11 protein-coding genes are annotated in these 16,160 nt (G+C 69.8%); 7 read left to right on the plus strand and 4 right to left on the minus strand.

Going from position 1 to position 16,160, the window contains the following annotated elements; translation table 11 throughout:
- Positions 1-41: 41 nt before the first annotated feature.
- A complete protein-coding gene (locus ABE487_RS13320) occupies positions 42-767 on the minus strand; it encodes a glutathione S-transferase (protein WP_346452103.1) in 726 nt (241 codons plus the stop codon).
- A 191-nt stretch (positions 768-958) separates the two neighbouring features.
- Here ABE487_RS13320 and clpB point away from each other — a divergent pair, with 191 nt between their 5' ends.
- Both clpB and ABE487_RS13330 read left to right on the plus strand, forming a co-directional pair.
- A complete protein-coding gene (gene clpB, locus ABE487_RS13325) occupies positions 959-3,544 on the plus strand; it encodes an ATP-dependent chaperone ClpB (RefSeq protein ID WP_346452102.1) in 2,586 nt (861 codons plus the stop codon).
- Between the two features lie 226 nt (positions 3,545-3,770).
- Entirely contained in the window at positions 3,771-4,670 is a 900-nt protein-coding gene (locus ABE487_RS13330) for a TIGR01777 family oxidoreductase (RefSeq protein WP_346441606.1), read from the plus strand.
- A 13-nt stretch (positions 4,671-4,683) separates the two neighbouring features.
- Here ABE487_RS13330 and ybaL read toward each other — a convergent pair whose 3' ends face one another.
- Both ybaL and ABE487_RS13340 read right to left on the minus strand, forming a co-directional pair.
- Positions 4,684-6,408, minus strand: a complete 1,725-nt coding sequence (gene ybaL, locus ABE487_RS13335; RefSeq protein WP_346441605.1) for a YbaL family putative K(+) efflux transporter — start codon at positions 6,406-6,408, stop codon at positions 4,684-4,686.
- Positions 6,409-6,595: 187 nt separating this feature from the next.
- A complete protein-coding gene (locus ABE487_RS13340) occupies positions 6,596-8,992 on the minus strand; it encodes a TonB-dependent receptor (RefSeq protein WP_346452101.1) in 2,397 nt (798 codons plus the stop codon).
- Positions 8,993-9,146: 154 nt separating this feature from the next.
- Here ABE487_RS13340 and ABE487_RS13345 point away from each other — a divergent pair, with 154 nt between their 5' ends.
- Together ABE487_RS13345 and ABE487_RS13350 are read left to right on the plus strand one after the other, a co-directional pair.
- Positions 9,147-11,006 carry an ABC-F family ATP-binding cassette domain-containing protein gene (locus ABE487_RS13345; protein WP_346452100.1) on the plus strand — a complete coding sequence of 620 codons (1,860 nt, stop codon included), beginning with the start codon at positions 9,147-9,149 and terminating at the stop codon, positions 11,004-11,006.
- Positions 11,007-11,065: 59 nt separating this feature from the next.
- Positions 11,066-11,758 (plus strand): hypothetical protein, encoded by a 693-nt coding sequence (locus tag ABE487_RS13350; protein WP_346452099.1) that lies wholly within the window; start codon positions 11,066-11,068, stop codon positions 11,756-11,758.
- A gap of 27 nt (positions 11,759-11,785) precedes the next feature.
- Here the strand turns inward: ABE487_RS13350 and ABE487_RS13355 are convergent, their stop codons facing one another.
- Positions 11,786-12,673, minus strand: coding sequence for a LysR substrate-binding domain-containing protein (locus tag ABE487_RS13355; protein ID WP_346447256.1), 888 nt, complete (start codon positions 12,671-12,673; stop codon positions 11,786-11,788).
- A gap of 169 nt (positions 12,674-12,842) precedes the next feature.
- Between ABE487_RS13355 and bla the strand changes: the two genes are divergently transcribed.
- From bla to aspS, 3 genes are all read left to right on the plus strand, one after another.
- Positions 12,843-13,754: a class A beta-lactamase gene (gene bla / locus ABE487_RS13360; RefSeq protein WP_346447255.1), complete on the plus strand. Its 912-nt coding sequence runs from the start codon at positions 12,843-12,845 to the stop codon at positions 13,752-13,754.
- A gap of 137 nt (positions 13,755-13,891) precedes the next feature.
- On the plus strand, positions 13,892-14,221 hold the full coding sequence (locus ABE487_RS13365) for a zinc ribbon domain-containing protein (protein WP_346447254.1): 330 nt from the start codon (positions 13,892-13,894) through the stop codon (positions 14,219-14,221).
- Positions 14,222-14,342: 121 nt separating this feature from the next.
- Positions 14,343-16,103 carry an aspartate--tRNA ligase gene (aspS, locus tag ABE487_RS13370; RefSeq protein ID WP_346447253.1) on the plus strand — a complete coding sequence of 587 codons (1,761 nt, stop codon included), beginning with the start codon at positions 14,343-14,345 and terminating at the stop codon, positions 16,101-16,103.
- The last annotated feature ends 57 nt before the right edge of the window (positions 16,104-16,160 follow it).

The raw sequence follows: 16,160 nt of genomic DNA on the forward strand, positions 1-16,160 counted from the left end.
CGCGTGTGCGGCGATAAACCGATGTGAATCCGTGTGGCGTGTCACGTGTCCAAAGGGGTAATTGCGCCGTCGAGTTCCGGGTAGTGGCGGAAGATCCCTTGCGTGTTGAACGGCAGCCGGCGTGTCGAGGCCAGATAGGCGGCGATGTTCGGACGCTCGGCGATCCGGGCCTCGAGCGCGCGCAGCCGCGGCAGCGTTGGCGACAGCGACGCCATCGCCTCGGGAAAGGCGTAGTCGAGGCCGCGCAGCAGTTGGAACAGCGACAGGTCGACATAGCAATGGCGTCCAAGCACGTGCGCGCCGCCGGCCTGCCCGAGTAAGGCTTCGAAGTAGCCGAGGAACTTCGGCAGGCGGTGCTGGCGCAGGTCGGCCGCCCGACGCGCAGCGGCGTCCTTCTGGTCCTCGTAGTACGCCGCGCTGGCGATCGGGTGGTGGCTGTCGTGGACCTCGGTCACCAGGTCGGCGATCGTGAGCTGCAGTTGCAGCGCCTGCAGCCGGCGCGCGGCGTCGTCGGGCACCAGGTCCAGCCGCGGCCCGAGGACATACAGGATCGCGGCGACCTGGGCGATGACCTGGTCGTCAGCCTCCAGGAATGGGGGAGCGAACGGGCGCAGGCCGATCGCGCGGCCGGCCAGGAACGATGTCATCGCAGTGTCGCCCTGCTCACGCACCACGTCGATGTAGTCGGCGCCCGCGTCCTCCAGCGCCAGGCGCACGAACTCGCCGCGCCCCTGGATGCCGTTCCAGTAGTAGAGGCGGTACTGCATGCGGGCGGGCTCCGGGCGGGATCAGTCCGCATCCTGCCGGCCACCGCGCAAGTGCCGGGTGAGGACGCCCGATGGCTCGGCGCCTGCCGGGGCGCGCTCTGCGGGGGCGGGCGCTTGCAACCGCTCGCTTCGCCCGCATCTGGAGGACATCGCCGGCAGGCGCCGGCCTTCTCTCTTCGAGGATTCCCGTCATGCGGATGGACAAGCTCACGTCGCGTTTCCAGCAGGCGCTGGCCGATGCGCAGTCGCTGGCCGTGGGCCGCGACCACAACTTCATCGAGCCGGCGCACCTGCTGCTGGCGCTGCTCGATCAGCAGGGCGGCGGCACCCGGCCGCTGTTGGGCCAGGCCGGCGTCAACGTGCCGGTGCTGCGCGAGCGGCTGACCGAGGCGCTCGAGCGCATGCCCAAGGTGACCGGGCAGGCCGGCCAGTTGTCGGTCGGCAACGACCTCTCGCGCCTGCTCAACGTCACCGACAAGCTCGCCCAGCAGCGCGGCGATGCCTTCATCGCCTCCGAGCTGTTCGTGCTCGCCGCGCTCGACGATGGCGGCGACGCGGGGAAGGCGCTGAAGGCGGCCGGCGCGGACAAGGCCCGGCTCGAGGCCGCGATCGCGAAGGTCCGCGGCGGCGAGAGCGTCCAGGACGAGAACGCCGAGGACGCGCGCCAGGCGCTGGAGAAGTACACGATCGACCTGACCGCGCGCGCCGAGAGCGGCAAGCTCGACCCGGTGGTCGGGCGCGACGAGGAGATCCGGCGCACGGTGCAGGTGCTGCAGCGGCGCACGAAGAACAACCCGGTGCTGATCGGCGAGCCGGGCGTGGGCAAGACCGCGATCGTCGAAGGCCTGGCCCAGCGCATCATCAACAATGAAGTGCCCGAAGGCCTGCGCGGCAAGCGCGTGCTTTCGCTCGACATGGGCGCACTGATCGCCGGGGCCAAGTACCGCGGCGAGTTCGAGGAGCGCCTGAAGGGCGTCCTCAGCGACCTGGCCAAGAACGAGGGCCAGATCATCCTGTTCATCGACGAACTGCACACGATGGTCGGTGCCGGCAAGGCCGACGGCGCGATGGACGCGGGCAACATGCTCAAGCCCGCGCTCGCCCGCGGCGAGCTGCACTGCATCGGCGCGACCACGCTCGACGAGTACCGCAAGTACGTCGAAAAGGACGCCGCGCTCGAGCGCCGCTTCCAGAAGGTGTTCGTCGGCGAGCCCAGCGTCGAGGACACGATCGCGATCCTGCGCGGCCTCAAGGAGCGCTACGCCGTGCATCACGGCGTGGAGATCACCGATCCGGCGATCGTGGCCGCGGCGACGCTGTCCAACCGCTACATCGCCGATCGCCAACTGCCCGACAAGGCCATCGACCTGATGGACGAGGCGGCCAGCCGCATCCGCATGGAGATCGATTCCAAGCCCGAGGAGCTCGACCGCAAGGAGCGCCGGCTGATCCAGCTCAAGATCCAGCGCGAGGCGCTGAAGAAGGAAAAGGACGCCGAGTCCCGGCAGCGCCTGTCCGACCTGGAGTCCGAGATCGGGACCCTGGAGCGCGAGTACAACGACCTGGAGGAGATCTGGAAGGCCGAGAAGGCCACCGTGCAGGGGGCGACCAAGATCAAGGAGCAGATCGAGGCCGCCAAGCTCGACCTCGAATCGGCCCAGCGCACGCAGGACTATGCGCGCATGAGTGAGATCCAGTACGGGCGCATCCCGGAGTTGGAGAAGCAGCTCAAGGCCGCCCAGGAGGCCGAAACCCACGGCTTCCAGTTGCTGCAGGACAAGGTCACCGCCGAGGAGATCGCGCAGGTCGTCGCGCGCTGGACCGGCATTCCGGTCAGCAAGATGCTCGAGGGCGAGCGCGAGAAGCTGCTGGCGATGGAGTCGCAGTTGCATGCGCGCGTGGTCGGCCAGGAAGAGGCGATCAAGGTCGTCTCCGATTCGGTGCGCCGTTCGCGGGCCGGTCTGTCCGATCCCGATCGGCCGACCGGCTCGTTCCTGTTCCTGGGCCCGACCGGCGTGGGCAAGACCGAGCTGTGCAAGGCCCTGGCCGAGTTCCTGTTCGACAGCCAGGACGCGATGGTGCGCATCGACATGAGCGAGTTCATGGAGAAGCATTCGGTCGCTCGGCTGATCGGCGCGCCTCCGGGCTACGTCGGCTACGAGGAAGGCGGTTACCTGACCGAGGCGGTACGCCGCCGGCCCTACAGCGTGATCCTGCTCGACGAGGTCGAGAAGGCACATCCCGACGTCTTCAACATCCTGCTGCAGGTGCTCGACGATGGCCGCCTGACCGATGGCCAGGGACGCACGGTGGATTTCCGCAACGCGGTGATCGTGATGACCTCCAACCTCGGCTCGCACCAGATCCAGGAACTCGCCGGCGACGACTCGGCCGAGGCCTATACGCAGATGAAGGCGGCGGTGATGGGCGTGGTGCAGGCGCATTTCCGGCCCGAATTCATCAACCGGCTCGACGACATCGTCGTGTTCCACCCGCTGCGCAAGGCGCAGATCCGCGAGATCGCGAAGATCCAGATGCGCGGGCTGGAAAAGCGCCTGGCCGAGCGCGGGCTGCGCATCGAGGTCTCGGATGCGGCCTTCGACCTGCTGGGCAACGTCGGCTTCGACCCGGTCTATGGCGCACGTCCGCTCAAGCGTGCGATCCAGCAGCAGCTCGAGAACCCGCTGGCCTCGCGCATCCTCGCCGGTGAGTTCGCCAGCGGCGACACGATCGCAGTCGACGTCGCTGGCGGCGAACTGGGCTTCGCAAAGGCCTGACCCCCGCTGGCGCGCCCGCAGCCTGCACCTCTCCACCTGTCGCGTGGTCTCGGCGCGAGCGAATACGGACACCTCCCCCGCCCGAGGGGGAGGTCGGCGCGCGTAAGCGCGCCGGGTGGGGGGCCTTCCCCGGACGCCATCGTCCGATCCGTCCAAGCGCCCCTGCCTTGACGCCCGCTTCCCCGTTTCTGCGGCAGCATTCAGGCAACGCGGCAGGGGCCCTCGCATGCACATCCTGATCACCGGCGGCAGCGGTTTTCTCGGCAGCGCATTGACCCGCGCCCTGCAGCGCGACGGCGCGCGCGTGACCTGGCTCTCGCGCCGGGCGTCGACACCGGCCCCGGACGGTGTCGAGGTCCGCGATTACGCTGCATTGTGGTCGGACGACCGTTTCGATGCGGTCGTCAATCTGGCCGGCGCGGGCATCGCCGAGCGTCGCTGGAGCGCGGCGCGCAAGCAGGCGCTGCGCGACAGTCGCCTGATTCCCACGCGCGTGCTCGTCGACTGGATCGGCTCGGCGCATGTCCCGCCGAAGGTGCTGCTCAGTGGCTCGGCGGTGGGCTGGTACGGTGCCCAGGGCGATCTGCCGCTGGACGAGGACAGCGCGCCACACGATGAGTTCCAGCATCGGCTGTGCGAGGACTGGGAAATCGCCGCCCGCGCCGCCGAGGATCGCGTGCCGGTGGTGCGGCTGCGGACCGGCGTGGTGTTGCATCCCGACGGCGGCATGTTGCAGCGGCTGCTGCCGCCGTTCCGGCTCGGCCTTGGGGCCCGGCTTGGAGACGGCCGCCAGATGCTGAGCTGGATCGCACGGGAGGATTGGGTGTCGGCGGTTCGGGCGTTGCTGCAGGCGCATCTGCGTGGCGAGCCGCAGGCGCCGGTCGGCGTGTTCAATCTCACGGCGCCCGAGCCCGTGGACAACACCGGTTTCACGCGCGCACTGGCCGATGCCCTGCGGCGTCCGGTGCTGCTGGCGGTACCGGCCCGCGCGCTGGCGCTGGGCCTGGGCGAGATGGCCACGCTGCTGGTGGACGGGCAGCGTGTGCTGCCGGCGCGCTTGCTGGCGTCCGGCTTCGAATTCGCGTGGCCGCGCCTGGCGCCTTACCTCGACGCCGAACTGCGCTGATCCTGCGGCGCGCTCAGCCCGGCTGCGGCGCCGGCGGTGTGGCCGCGTCGCTGCCCGGGCGCACCGGGCGGAACGGCGGCGTCGACATGACCATCTCGGCCAGCGAATAGGCCAGTTCGCGCTCGGCCAGCACCGCGCCGTCTGCGCCGTGCTCGAGCAGATGGCGGACCTCGCCATCGCTGTGCGCGCGCGCCAGCACGGTGATGCCCGGATTGATGGCCTTCATGCGCTCGATCGCCTCACCGGCCTCCAGCGCCTGGGGAATCGCGAAGATCGCCAGCGCCGCGCGCTCGGGGGCGGCGTCGCGCATCACCGGTTCGGAGGCGACGTTGCCGCGCACCACCAGCAGGCCGCGGTCGCGCGCCTTGCGCACCAGGTCCGCGTCGTCTTCGATGATCACCAGCGGCACCTCGCGCTGCTGCAGCAGTTCGGCCAACTGCCGGCCGACACGCCCGTAGCCGACCAGGATCGCGTGGCCGCGCAGGTCGGCCGGAATCGCCTGGACCGGCTGCGCGGGCTCGGGCGCCGACGCCGCGGTGGCGGCTGCGCGACGCGCCTGCCAGCTATCGAGCAGGCCGAAGATCAGCGGGTTGGCCATGATCGAGATCAGCGCGCCGGCGAGCACCAGCGAGCGGCCATCGGGCGGCAGGATGTCCAGCGCCACGCCCAACCCGGCGATGATGAAGGCGAACTCGCCGATCTGCGCCAGACTGGCGGAGATCGTCAGGGCCGTACTGGTCGGGTGCTTGAACGCGCGCACGATCAGGAACGCGGCCGCCGACTTGCCGAAGATGATGATCAGCGCCGTCGCCAGCACCTGCCAGGGGTGCACCAGCAGGATGCGCGGGTCGAACAGCATGCCGACCGAGACGAAGAACAGCACCGCAAACGCGTCGCGCAGCGGCAGGGAGTCGTTCGCGGCCTTGTGGCTGAGTTCCGACTCGTTGAGCAGCATGCCGGCGAAGAACGCGCCGAGCGCGAACGACACACTGAAGATCGCCGCCGAGCCGAAGGCCACGCCCAGCGCGATCGCGAGCACCGATAGCGTGAACAGCTCGCGCGAGCCGGTGCCGGCGATGCGCTCCAGGACCCATGGGATCACCCGGCGTCCGACCAGCAGCATCACCGCGACGAACATCGCGACCTTGAGCAGCGTCCAACCCACGCTCAACAGCACCGAGCCGACCGTGGTCTCCTCGCCGCCGGTGCTGTGCATCACGTCGGCCAGCACCGGCATCAGCACCAGTGCGATCACGCATGCCAGGTCCTCGACGATCAGCCAGCCGACCGCGATCTTGCCGCGCGTGGTGTCGAGCAGCCGGCGTTCCTCCATCGCCCGCAGCAGCACCACGGTGCTGGCGGTCGCCAGCGCGAAACCGAACACGATGCCCTGGACGGTCGGCCAGCCCATCAGCGCCGCCAGCCCCCAGCCCAGCAGGGTGGCCACGGTGATCTGGGTCAACGCGCCCGGGATCGCGATCGACTTCACGTCGAGCAGGTCCTTGAGCGAGAAGTGCAGGCCGACGCCGAACATCAGCAGCATCACGCCGATCTCGGCCAACTGGTCGGCCAGCGCCTGGTCGGCGACGAAGCCGGGCGTGAACGGCCCGACGAGGATGCCTGCGACCAGATAGCCCACCAGCGGCGAGAGCCGGAGCCGGTTGGCGAGCGCGCCGAACACGAAGGCCATGCCCAGGCCGACGGCGACGATGTTGATCAGGTCGGTGTTGTGCGGCATCGGCGAAGTGTGGGGGACAAGTATTGCAGTGTCGCCGACGCATCCGTATCCAGGCAACCCGCGCCCGCAGGCATGCGGGCGTGGCGAGGCGTGCCGTCACGGTCTCGACGGCAGACATCGGTGCGCCGTCGCCCACACGACGACAGCGCGCTGGAGGCCCGGCGCCACGCCGGCGCCGGGCGGGGCATCACCAGGTGTAGGCGATCTTGGCGTAGCCGAATGCGCCGCCGAAACCGAACGGCGACAGGTTGCTGTACGGGAACTGCCCGTTGGTCGAGTTGCCGAAGATGTTCTCGTCGGGGTACTCGTTGAGCACGTTGTCGGCGCCCAGCGTCAGGGCCCAGTTCTCGCCGGGCTTGTAGGTCGCCGACACGTCGACCAGCCACTTGGCCCCGTACTTCTGGTCCAGCGCCGGGTTGTTGGGCGTGGTGCGCACGCTGCCGTAGCGGGTGGTCGACAGCGAGAAGCCCCAGTCGGCGGCGTTCCAGGTCCCGGCCAGCAGCAGCTTGTTGCGCGGGAAGCCCTGCTCGATGCGGCCGGCCTCGACGCGGTCGATGCGCTCCAGGTCCACACCGATCGCCTCGAGCGCCGCCGGGTTGTCGGCGATCCGGGTGATCTCGGTCTTGGAATGGTTGTAGCCGGCGGTCAGGTCGAGGCTGCCGGCCGCCAGGTCCCAGCGGTAGGTCCCGACGACGTCAACGCCGCGGGTGCGGGTGTCGATGGCGTTGGTGAAGTAGCGGCCACCGTTGACGCCGAAGATGCCTTGCGATTCAAGCAGCGCCCGCACCGCATTGCCGGTCAGGTTCGACGACAGCGCGATGCGGTCGTCGACGTCGATCTGGTAGGCATCGACCGTGACATAGAGATTGTCGACCGGCTGCAGCACCAGGCCCAGGCTGTAGGACAGCGATTCCTCGGGCTTGAGCGGCTCGGCGCCGAAGGCCTGCGCGACCGCGCTGCTGGCCGGGAATGTGCGGATCTCGAACGGCGTGGTGATGCCCGGCAGGAACACCGTGCTCACGGTCTGGAAGTACTGCTGGGCCAGCGACGGTGCGCGGAAGCCGCTCGACACCGTGCCGCGCAGCGCGACCGCATCAGTGAACGCGTAGCGCGCCGACAGCTTGCCAGACAACTGGCTGCCGAAATCGTCGTAGTCCTCCCAGCGCGCGGCCAAGCCGGCGGAGAATTTCTCGGTCAGATCGGCCTCCAGATTCGCGTAGACCGCGTGGCTGTCGCGGTCGTAGGCCCCGGCGATGCCGGGCGCGAAGCCGCCGAAGCCTTGCGCGCCGGCCGCCGCGCCGGGTACGCCCGCGCCCGCATCGATGTACGAGCCCGGCTCGCCCGGCGACTGGTTCCACTTCTCGTTGCGGCCCTCGGCACCGAAGGCCAGCGTCACCGGATAGGCCAGGCCCCAGTCGAACTGCCGGCTGATGTCGAAATTGACGATGTTCTGCGTGGTCTCCAGCGCGCCGTCGTAGAACGAGGTCGGCGAATCGGGCCCCAGGCTCGCGTTGAGCGTGTTGCGGGTATAGAACTCCAGCCGGTTGTAGCCGTAGTTGTAGCTCAGGTCCCAGTTCCATTCGCTGGCGGTGTGGCCCTTGAGGCCGGCGACGATCGAGCGGTCCTTGGAGATGTTGTTGATTTCGGGCAGAAAGCCGTCGGGGTGGATGCTGCGGATGTTCTGGGTCGGGTTGGTCGGGGCGCGGAAGAACGCGAACGAGGTGACATCGCGGTTGCTGGCGGTCCCGAAGCCGTAGAGGCTGATCGCATCGGTCAGGGCGATGTCGGTGTTGAAGCCGACGGCGCCGAAGTCGACTTCGGGCTCGCCGATCACGAATGCCTTCTGCCCGAGCGCGGGCTGGGTCGGCCCGGGTGTGCCGGTGAATGGGCGGGCACGATTGGTCGCCTCCTGCTGGCCGACCTGGGCCGACAGGTGCAGGAAACCGCGCTCGCCCAGCGCCAGGCCGGTGTCGCCGGCGATCTGGTGCTGGGTGCCGTCGCCGGCCGAGTACTGGCCCAGGCTCACCGCCAGGCTGCCGCCCTGCGAGGCGCCCTTGAGCACGATGTTGACCACACCGGCGATCGCGTCCGAGCCGTACTGGGCCGAGGCACCGTCGCGCAGCACCTCCACGCGCTCGATCGCAGAGACCGGGATCGTGTTGAGGTCGACTGGCGCCGAGCCACGGCCGATCGTGCCGTTGAGATTGAGCAGCGAGGAGGCGTGGCGGCGCTTGCCGTTGACCAGCACCAGCACCTGGTCGGGCGAGAGGCCGCGCAACTGCGCCGGGCGGATCGCCGAGGAGCCGTCCACCAGCGCCGGCCGCGGGAAGTTCAGCGACGGCAGCGCGCGTGCCAGTGCGGTCGCCAGTTCGGTGGTGCCGGTGGCCTGCAGCGACTCGGCAGTGATGATGTCGATCGGCGACTGCGATTCGGCGACCGTGCGGTCGCTGACCCGGGTGCCGGTGACGATCAGCGTGTCGAGGGTGGAGGTGCGTGTCTGGGCGTCGACGTCCTGCGCGAGCGCGGCGGGAGCGGCGGGCAGCAATGCGGCGAGCAGGGCAAGGGTGAGGCGATGGCGGGGCATGACGAACCTCGGGCGTGGGGGGCGGTGTTAATGCCGATTTAACAGGCGCGTTTCACGGGCGTCAATGCGGCCAGGAATAGGTTTCGATTGTTCCCTTTTTGGGACGATCGCGGGCCTCGGCGGGCCGAGGCCCCGGCTCCTGTAAAATCGGCGGATGATCTCTTTCAAGAATTTCGCCCTGCGGCGCGGCGAACGCCTGCTGCTGTCCGACGTCGACCTCACTCTGCATTCGGGCTGGCGCGCCGGTGTGGTCGGCCGCAATGGCGCCGGCAAGTCGTCGCTGTTCGCGGCCGTGCGCGGCGAAGTGGAAGCCGACCGCGGCGACCTCGACCTGCCCAACCGGCTGCGCGTGGCGAGCATCGCCCAGGAACTGCCGTCGCTGCCCGACCCGGCGATCGAGTTCGTGCTGGGCGGCGATGCCGCGGTCGCCGGCGTGCTCAAGGCCGAGGCCGATGCGATGGCCGCCGAGGACTGGGAGGCCGTGGCCGAGGCCCACGTGCGCATGGCCGAGCTCGGCGCCTACGACGCCTCGGCACGCGCCGGCAAGCTGCTCCACGGTCTGGGCTTTCCGGCCGAGACCCATCAGCGCGCGGTCGCCACGTTCTCCGGCGGCTGGCGCGTGCGCCTGAACCTGGCGCGCGCGCTGATGACGCCCAGCGACCTGCTGCTGCTCGACGAGCCGACCAACCACCTCGACCTCGACGCGGTGCTGTGGCTGGAGCAGTGGTTGCTCAAGTATCCCGGCACGCTGCTGCTGATCAGCCACGACCGTGAGTTCCTCGACAACGTCTGCACCCACACCCTGCACCTGCATGGCGGCGGCGCGAAGCTCTACACCGGCAACTTCACCGCGTTCGAGCGCCAGCGCGCCGAGCAGTTGCGCCTGCAGCAGATCACCCACGAGAAGACCCAGGCCGAGCGCGCGCATCTGCAGAAGTTCATCGACCGCTTCAAGGCCAGTGCGGCGAAAGCCAAGCAGGCGCAGTCGCGGGTCAAGCGCCTGGCCAAGCTCGCCGACACCGAAGCGGTGCGCGCCGAGCGCGAGGTGCGGATCGACTTCCCGCAGCCGCTGAAGCTGCCGCATGCGCTGCTGCGCATCAACGACGGCGTCTGCGGGTATCGGTCGGCCGACGGGCAGGTGGTGATTCTGGACAAGGTGGGGTTCGGCCTGGAGGCCGGCGACCGCATCGGCCTGCTGGGCCCCAACGGCGCCGGCAAATCCACCCTGGTCAAGTCGCTGGTCGGCGACCTGCCGCTGCTGGCCGGCGAGCGCTACGCGCATCCGGACCTGCGCATCGGCTACTTCGCCCAGCATACGGTCGAATCCTTGGTCGCCGGCACGTCGCCGATCGACCACCTGCGCGAACTCTCGCCCAATGTCGCCACCCAGGCCTTCCGCGACTTCCTGGGCAAATGGAGCTTTCCTGGCGACCGCGCGTTCGAGAGCATCGACGGCTTCTCGGGCGGCGAGCGCGCGCGACTGGCGCTGGCACTGATCGCCTGGCTGCAGCCCAACGTGCTGTTGCTCGACGAGCCGACCAACCATCTCGACCTGGAGATGCGCGAGGCGCTGGCCGAGGCGCTGAGCGACTTTCCCGGCGCGATCGTGCTGGTCTCGCACGATCGCCACCTCATCGGCCTGGTCAGCGACATCTATTGGCGCGTCGCCGATGGCAAGGTCGTGCCCTTCGATGGCGACCTCGACGAATACGCGGCGTGGCTGCGCGCGCGCGGCAATGCCGGCGAGCTGCGCACCCCGGCCGCCACGCCCGTCGCCGAGGCACCGCCGGCCTCGCCGGCGCCGCGTCCCAAGGTCAATCCGCATCGGCTGCAGAAGGTGGAGACGCGGGTCTCCGACCTTGCGGCAGAACTGGCCCGGATCGACGCGACGCTGGCCGACCCGGCCACCTATGCCGACGGCCCGCGCGTGGCCGAGCTGGGCCAGCGCCAGGCCGCGCTGCGCGACGAGCTGGAGACGGCCGAGGCCGAGCTGCTGGCCCTCTACGACGCTTGATCGGCAACCCGGGCAACCCCGGGTTGCCGTTGCGCGGCATGGGCGGGTAGGGTTGCGCGATGAACCGACTCCTGATTCCGACCGCCCTGGCCGCCGCCCTCGTGCTCGCCGCCTGCGGTAACACCGAACCGGCCGCCGACACCCGTCCGCCGCCGGCCAATCCGACCGCCGACGCCGCCGCTGCGGCCGCCGCCGAAGCTGCCGCGCGCGAGCACGTGCCCGCCGACGCGTTCCTGGCGGCGATCGCGCGCCACTGCGGCGAGGCCTTCGCTGGCCGTATCGTCGCCAACGAGCCGGCGCCGGCCGCCGACGCCGCGCCCGATCCGTTCGAGGGCAAAGAGCTGGTGATGCATGTGCGCGGCTGCAGCGACAAGACGCACGAACTGCGGATTCCTTTCCATGTCGGCGACGACCATTCGCGCACCTGGATCCTGACCCGCACCGAGCACGGCCTCCGGCTCAAGCACGACCATCGCAAGCCCGATGGCAGCGAGGACCCGGTGACGATGTACGGCGGCGAGACCCAGAATGCCGGCACCGACCAGCGCCAGGAATTCCCGGTCGATGCCGAGTCGATCGCGCTGTTCGAGAAGGAAGGCCTGAACGACTCGGTCACCAACACCTGGGCGATGGAAATCCATCCCGGCGAGCGGTTCGTCTACGAACTCACCCGCCCCGGCGGGCGCAAGTTCCAGGTCGAGTTCGACCTGACCAAGACCGTCGCGGCCCCGCCGACGCCCTGGGGTTACTGACCGCCGGCACACCGCGATAGCGGCGGGTCAGGGCGCAGGCGCTGGCGTGAGCGCCCGCTGTGCCTGCAGCCAGGTGCGGAACTGGCGCAGCGGCGCCGGTTCCGGCCGTGAGCGCAGCTGGGTCAGCCAATAGCGGCCCAGCGCGATACCGGTGTCGAAGGGCTGCACCAGCCGGCCTTCGCGCAGTTCGCGTTCGAACATCGCCAGCGGCAGCAGCGCCACGCCGGCGCCGGCCGCTGCGGCACTGGCGAGCGCCAGCGACGAATCGAAGACCGGCCCGCGCGCGTCCAGCGTGCCGGCGCCGGCCGCCTGCAGCCAGCGCGGCCACTCGTCGCCGCGGTAGGAGCGCAGCAGCGTCGTGCGATCCAGGTCGCGCGGGCTCGCCAGCCGGCGTGCCAATGCAGGCGCGCAGACCGGCGCAAACAGTGTGTCGACGATCGGCATGCAGGCCTGGCCCTGCCAGTCGCCGTCGCCAAAGCGCACCGCGGCATCCAGACCTTCGCTGGCCAGGTCGATGCGGTTGTTGTGGGTCTGCAGGCGCAGTTCGAGTTCCGGATGCGCGGCCTCGAACGCCGGCAACCGCGGCAGCAGCCAACCGGTGGCGAAAGTGCCGACGACCCCCAGGCTCAGAACCTGGCGCTCGGCGGTGCCGCCGGCACGCTGGACCGCGGTGGCGATGCGGTCGAAGGCGTCGTTGAGGACCGGGTACAGCGCGCTCGCCTCGTCGGTCAGCGCGACGCCGCGCGGCAGGCGATGGAACAGGCGCACCCCCAGGCGATCTTCCAGGCTGCGGATCTGGTGGCTGAGAGCGGCCTGGCTGACGCACAGCTCGAGCGCGGCGCGGGTGAAGTTCTGATGGCGCGCTGCGGCCTCGAAAGCGCGCAACGCGTTGAGTGGCAGCGGCGGACGCGACATGGCGGCAGGGGTGAGCGGGATCGATCGATGATCGCATTCCGGGCGCTGATTGGGGCAAATCGCCATTCCGCCATCGATATGGCTCATGGCTGCCCCCGATTCTTCGCGCTGGTGGCCGCCGCCGCGCGGGCACGAGAATCGGCGCTCACCCAATCTCGGAGATTGCCCGATGGCATCGCGACGCGCGCTGTTGAAACTCGCCGGCCTGTCCGCTCTGTCGCTGCCGATGGCCGCATTGCCGGCCCAGGCGCGCGCCGCGGGGGCGGGCACGAGACCCGACGCGATCGCCGCGGCGCCGGACCTGGCCGCGCTCGAAGCGGCCAGCGGTGGCCGGCTCGGCGTGGCGCTGCTGCGCGACGGCGCCTGGGGTGTGCAGTTCGGGCACCGGGTCGACGAGCGCTTCCCGATGGCCAGCACCTTCAAGGCCCTGCTGGCCTCGGCGGTGCTCGCACGGGTCGATCGCGGCACGCTGTCGCTGGACCAGCGGCTCGCGGTGCGTGAGGCCGACATGCTTGAGCATGCGCCGGTGACCGGCCGGCATGTCGGGCGCGACCTCACCGTGCGCGACCTGTGCCAGGCCACGATGGTCTGGAGCGACAACCCGGCGGCGAACTTGCTGCTGCCGCTGGTCGATGGCCCGGTCGGGCTCACCGCGTTCCTGCGCGCCGCCGGCGATGCGGTGACGGTCTGCGCCCGCAACGAGCCGCTCGCCAACGTGTTCGCGGTCGGCGATCCGCGCGACACGACCAGCCCGCAGGCGATGGCCGGCAATCTGCAGCGGTTCGTGCTCGGCGACGTGCTGTCACCGGCTTCGCGTCTGCAGTTGACCGACTGGCTGATCGGCAACCGCACGGGCGATGCACGCATCCGCGCCGCCGCCCCCGCAGGCTGGCGGGTCGGCGACAAGACCGGAGGCGCGAGCGGCATCAGCAACGACATCGGCGTGCTGTGGCCCGCCGATGGCGGGCGGCCGTGGCTGCTGGCCTGCTATCTGCAGGGCTCGGCGCTCGACGGCGCGGCCCGCGATGCCGTGGTCCGTCGCGCCAGCGAGTTGGCCCTTGCCTACGCGCGCGGTGCGTAGCGTCGCGCGCGAACGAGGTAACCGAGAGGCGCGGCGTCGGGCAGCGGCGCGAACGCGCCACGGTCGCATGCGGCGGACTTGATCCGGTCGCCGGCGCCCCCATGTCCACGCCCAGTCAAGGTTGCCTTCTTTCCATCATGCCGATCTACGCCTTCCGCTGCGCCGACTGCGGCCACAGCTTCGACCGCCTGCAGAAGCTCTCCGATCCCGATCCCGAGACCTGTCCGGCCTGCGACGCTGCGGCCGTCAAGCGTCAGCTCACCGCGCCTGCGTTCCGCCTGGCGGGCAGCGGGTGGTACGAAACCGACTTCAAGAAGGACGGCGACAAGAAGCGCAACCTGGCCGAAGGCGGCGAGTCGGCCAAGCCCGCGGGCGAGGCCGCCGCGAGCCCGGCGCCGGCGGCCAAGTCGGAAGCGCCCAAGGTAGAGGCCAAGCCGGCCGCCAAGCCCGCCGCCGCGGCCGACTGAGGCCGCGCGGCCGGCGTCGCTGCGAACGCAGGCGCGCGCGCACTGCCGCGCACGCCTTACACTATCGGGTTCCGCCCGCCGGGCGGCCCGTATCCCGTGTCTTTCCGCGTTCGGAGTGTCCATGCGTACCCATTTCTGCGGCCTCGTCGACGAGGCGCTGATCGACCAGACCGTCACCCTGTGCGGCTGGGCCGATGTCGCCCGCAACCTCGGCGGCGTCTGCTTCATCGATCTGCGCGATCACGAGGGGATCGTCCAGGTCGTCGCCGAACCGTCGGACGAGCCGGGCAACGCGGACGTGCTGGCCCGGGCCGAGCAGGTGGGTTACGAGGACTGCCTGCGCATCACTGGTGTCGTCCGCCGCCGGCACTCGGTCAATCCGAAGATCCGGACCGGCCAGGTCGAGATCGTCGCGCAGACCATCGAGGTGTTGAACAAGGCCGAGCCGCTGCCGTTCCATCATCACGAGAACCCCGGCGAAGACACGCGACTCAAGTACCGCTACCTGGATCTGCGTCATCCGCAGATGCAGCGCCGCATGCGCACGCGCACCAAGCTGGTCAGCGCGCTGCGCCATTGGCTCGACGCGCGCGGCTTCCAGGACATCGAGACCCCGATCCTGACCAAGGCGACGCCCGAAGGCGCACGCGACTTCCTGGTGCCCGCACGCATGCATCCGGGCGAGTTCTATGCGCTGCCGCAGTCGCCGCAGTTGTTCAAGCAGATCCTGATGATGTCCGGCTTCGACCGCTACTATCAGGTGGCGCGCTGCTTCCGCGACGAGGCGCTGCGCGCCGATCGCCAACTGGAGTTCACCCAGCTCGACATGGAGTTCGCGTGGGTGTCCGAGCGCGACGTGCAGGACACGGTCGAGGCGATGATCCGCGATGTGTTCCGTGAGGTCGCCGGCGTCGAACTCGACGCACAGTTCCCGCGCATGACCTGGGCCGAGGCCATGCGCCGCTACGGCTCCGACAAGCCGGACCTGCGCATCGCACTGGAACTGGTCGACGTCGCCGACCTGGTCAAGGACTGCGGCTTTGCGGTGTTCGCCGGCCCGGCCAACGAGGTCAACGGCCGTGTCTGCGCGCTGCGCATCCCCGGCGGCGCGTCGCTGAGCCGCAAGCAGATCGACGAGTACGCCGCGCATGCGGGCAAGTACGGCGCCAAGGGCCTGGCGTACATCAAGATCGCCGAGTCCGGCGAAATCAGCTCGCCGATCCAGAAGTTCTTCGATGAGGCCGCGTTCGCCGGGCTGGTGTCGCATGTCGGTGCCGGCAACGGCGATCTGGTGTTCTTCGGCGCGGGCAAGTACACGACCGTCAGCGACTTCATGGGCGCGGTCCGGCTCAAGGCCGGCAAGGACTTCGACCTGGTGGCCGAGGGCTGGAAGCCGCTGTGGGTGACCGATTTCCCGATGTTCGAATGGGACGACGAGGCGCAGCGCTACGTCGCCTTGCATCATCCCTTCACCGCGCCTGCGGTCGATGATGAGGCCGACCTGCGGACCAATGCGGCGACCGCGGTCTCGCGCGGCTACGACATGGTGCTCAACGGCAACGAGGTCGGTGGCGGTTCGATCCGTATCCATCGCGCGTCGATGCAGTCGGCGGTGTTCGACCTGCTCGGCATCGGCGCCGAAGAGGCGCAGGCCAAGTTCGGCTTCCTGCTCGATGCCTTGAAGTACGGCGCACCGCCGCACGGCGGCATCGCGTTCGGCATCGATCGCCTCGCGGCGCTGATGGCCGGGACCGAGTCGATCCGCGATGTCATTGCGTTCCCCAAGACCACCGGCGCGCAGTGTCTGATGACCGATGCGCCCTCGCCGATCGCCGACGCGCAATTGGCCGAGGTCCATATCCAGGTCCGCGCGCCACGCTGAAAGACTGCGTGCGGTGCATCGCTGTGCGACGCAGGTCGCGCAGTGGCCCGATATTGA

Origin of the sequence: Luteimonas sp. TWI596 (assembly GCF_039674105.1) — a bacterium.
Taxonomy (GTDB): domain Bacteria; phylum Pseudomonadota; class Gammaproteobacteria; order Xanthomonadales; family Xanthomonadaceae; genus Luteimonas.

Excerpts from the sequence above, each read along its gene's own strand:
- ABE487_RS13350 (WP_346452099.1), top strand. The coding sequence starts at position 11,066 with ATGAACCGACTCCTGATTCCGACCGCCCTGGCCGCCGCCCTCGTGCTC.
- ABE487_RS13320 (WP_346452103.1), bottom strand. The coding sequence starts at position 767 with ATGCAGTACCGCCTCTACTACTGGAACGGCATCCAGGGGCGCGGCGAG.
- ABE487_RS13330 (WP_346441606.1), top strand. The coding sequence starts at position 3,771 with ATGCACATCCTGATCACCGGCGGCAGCGGTTTTCTCGGCAGCGCATTG.
- ABE487_RS13355 (WP_346447256.1), bottom strand. The coding sequence starts at position 12,673 with ATGTCGCGTCCGCCGCTGCCACTCAACGCGTTGCGCGCTTTCGAGGCC.
- ybaL (WP_346441605.1), bottom strand. The coding sequence starts at position 6,408 with ATGCCGCACAACACCGACCTGATCAACATCGTCGCCGTCGGCCTGGGC.
- clpB (WP_346452102.1), top strand. The coding sequence starts at position 959 with ATGCGGATGGACAAGCTCACGTCGCGTTTCCAGCAGGCGCTGGCCGAT.
- aspS (WP_346447253.1), top strand. The coding sequence starts at position 14,343 with ATGCGTACCCATTTCTGCGGCCTCGTCGACGAGGCGCTGATCGACCAG.
- ABE487_RS13340 (WP_346452101.1), bottom strand. The coding sequence starts at position 8,992 with ATGCCCCGCCATCGCCTCACCCTTGCCCTGCTCGCCGCATTGCTGCCC.
- ABE487_RS13345 (WP_346452100.1), top strand. The coding sequence starts at position 9,147 with ATGATCTCTTTCAAGAATTTCGCCCTGCGGCGCGGCGAACGCCTGCTG.
- bla (WP_346447255.1), top strand. The coding sequence starts at position 12,843 with ATGGCATCGCGACGCGCGCTGTTGAAACTCGCCGGCCTGTCCGCTCTG.
- ABE487_RS13365 (WP_346447254.1), top strand. The coding sequence starts at position 13,892 with ATGCCGATCTACGCCTTCCGCTGCGCCGACTGCGGCCACAGCTTCGAC.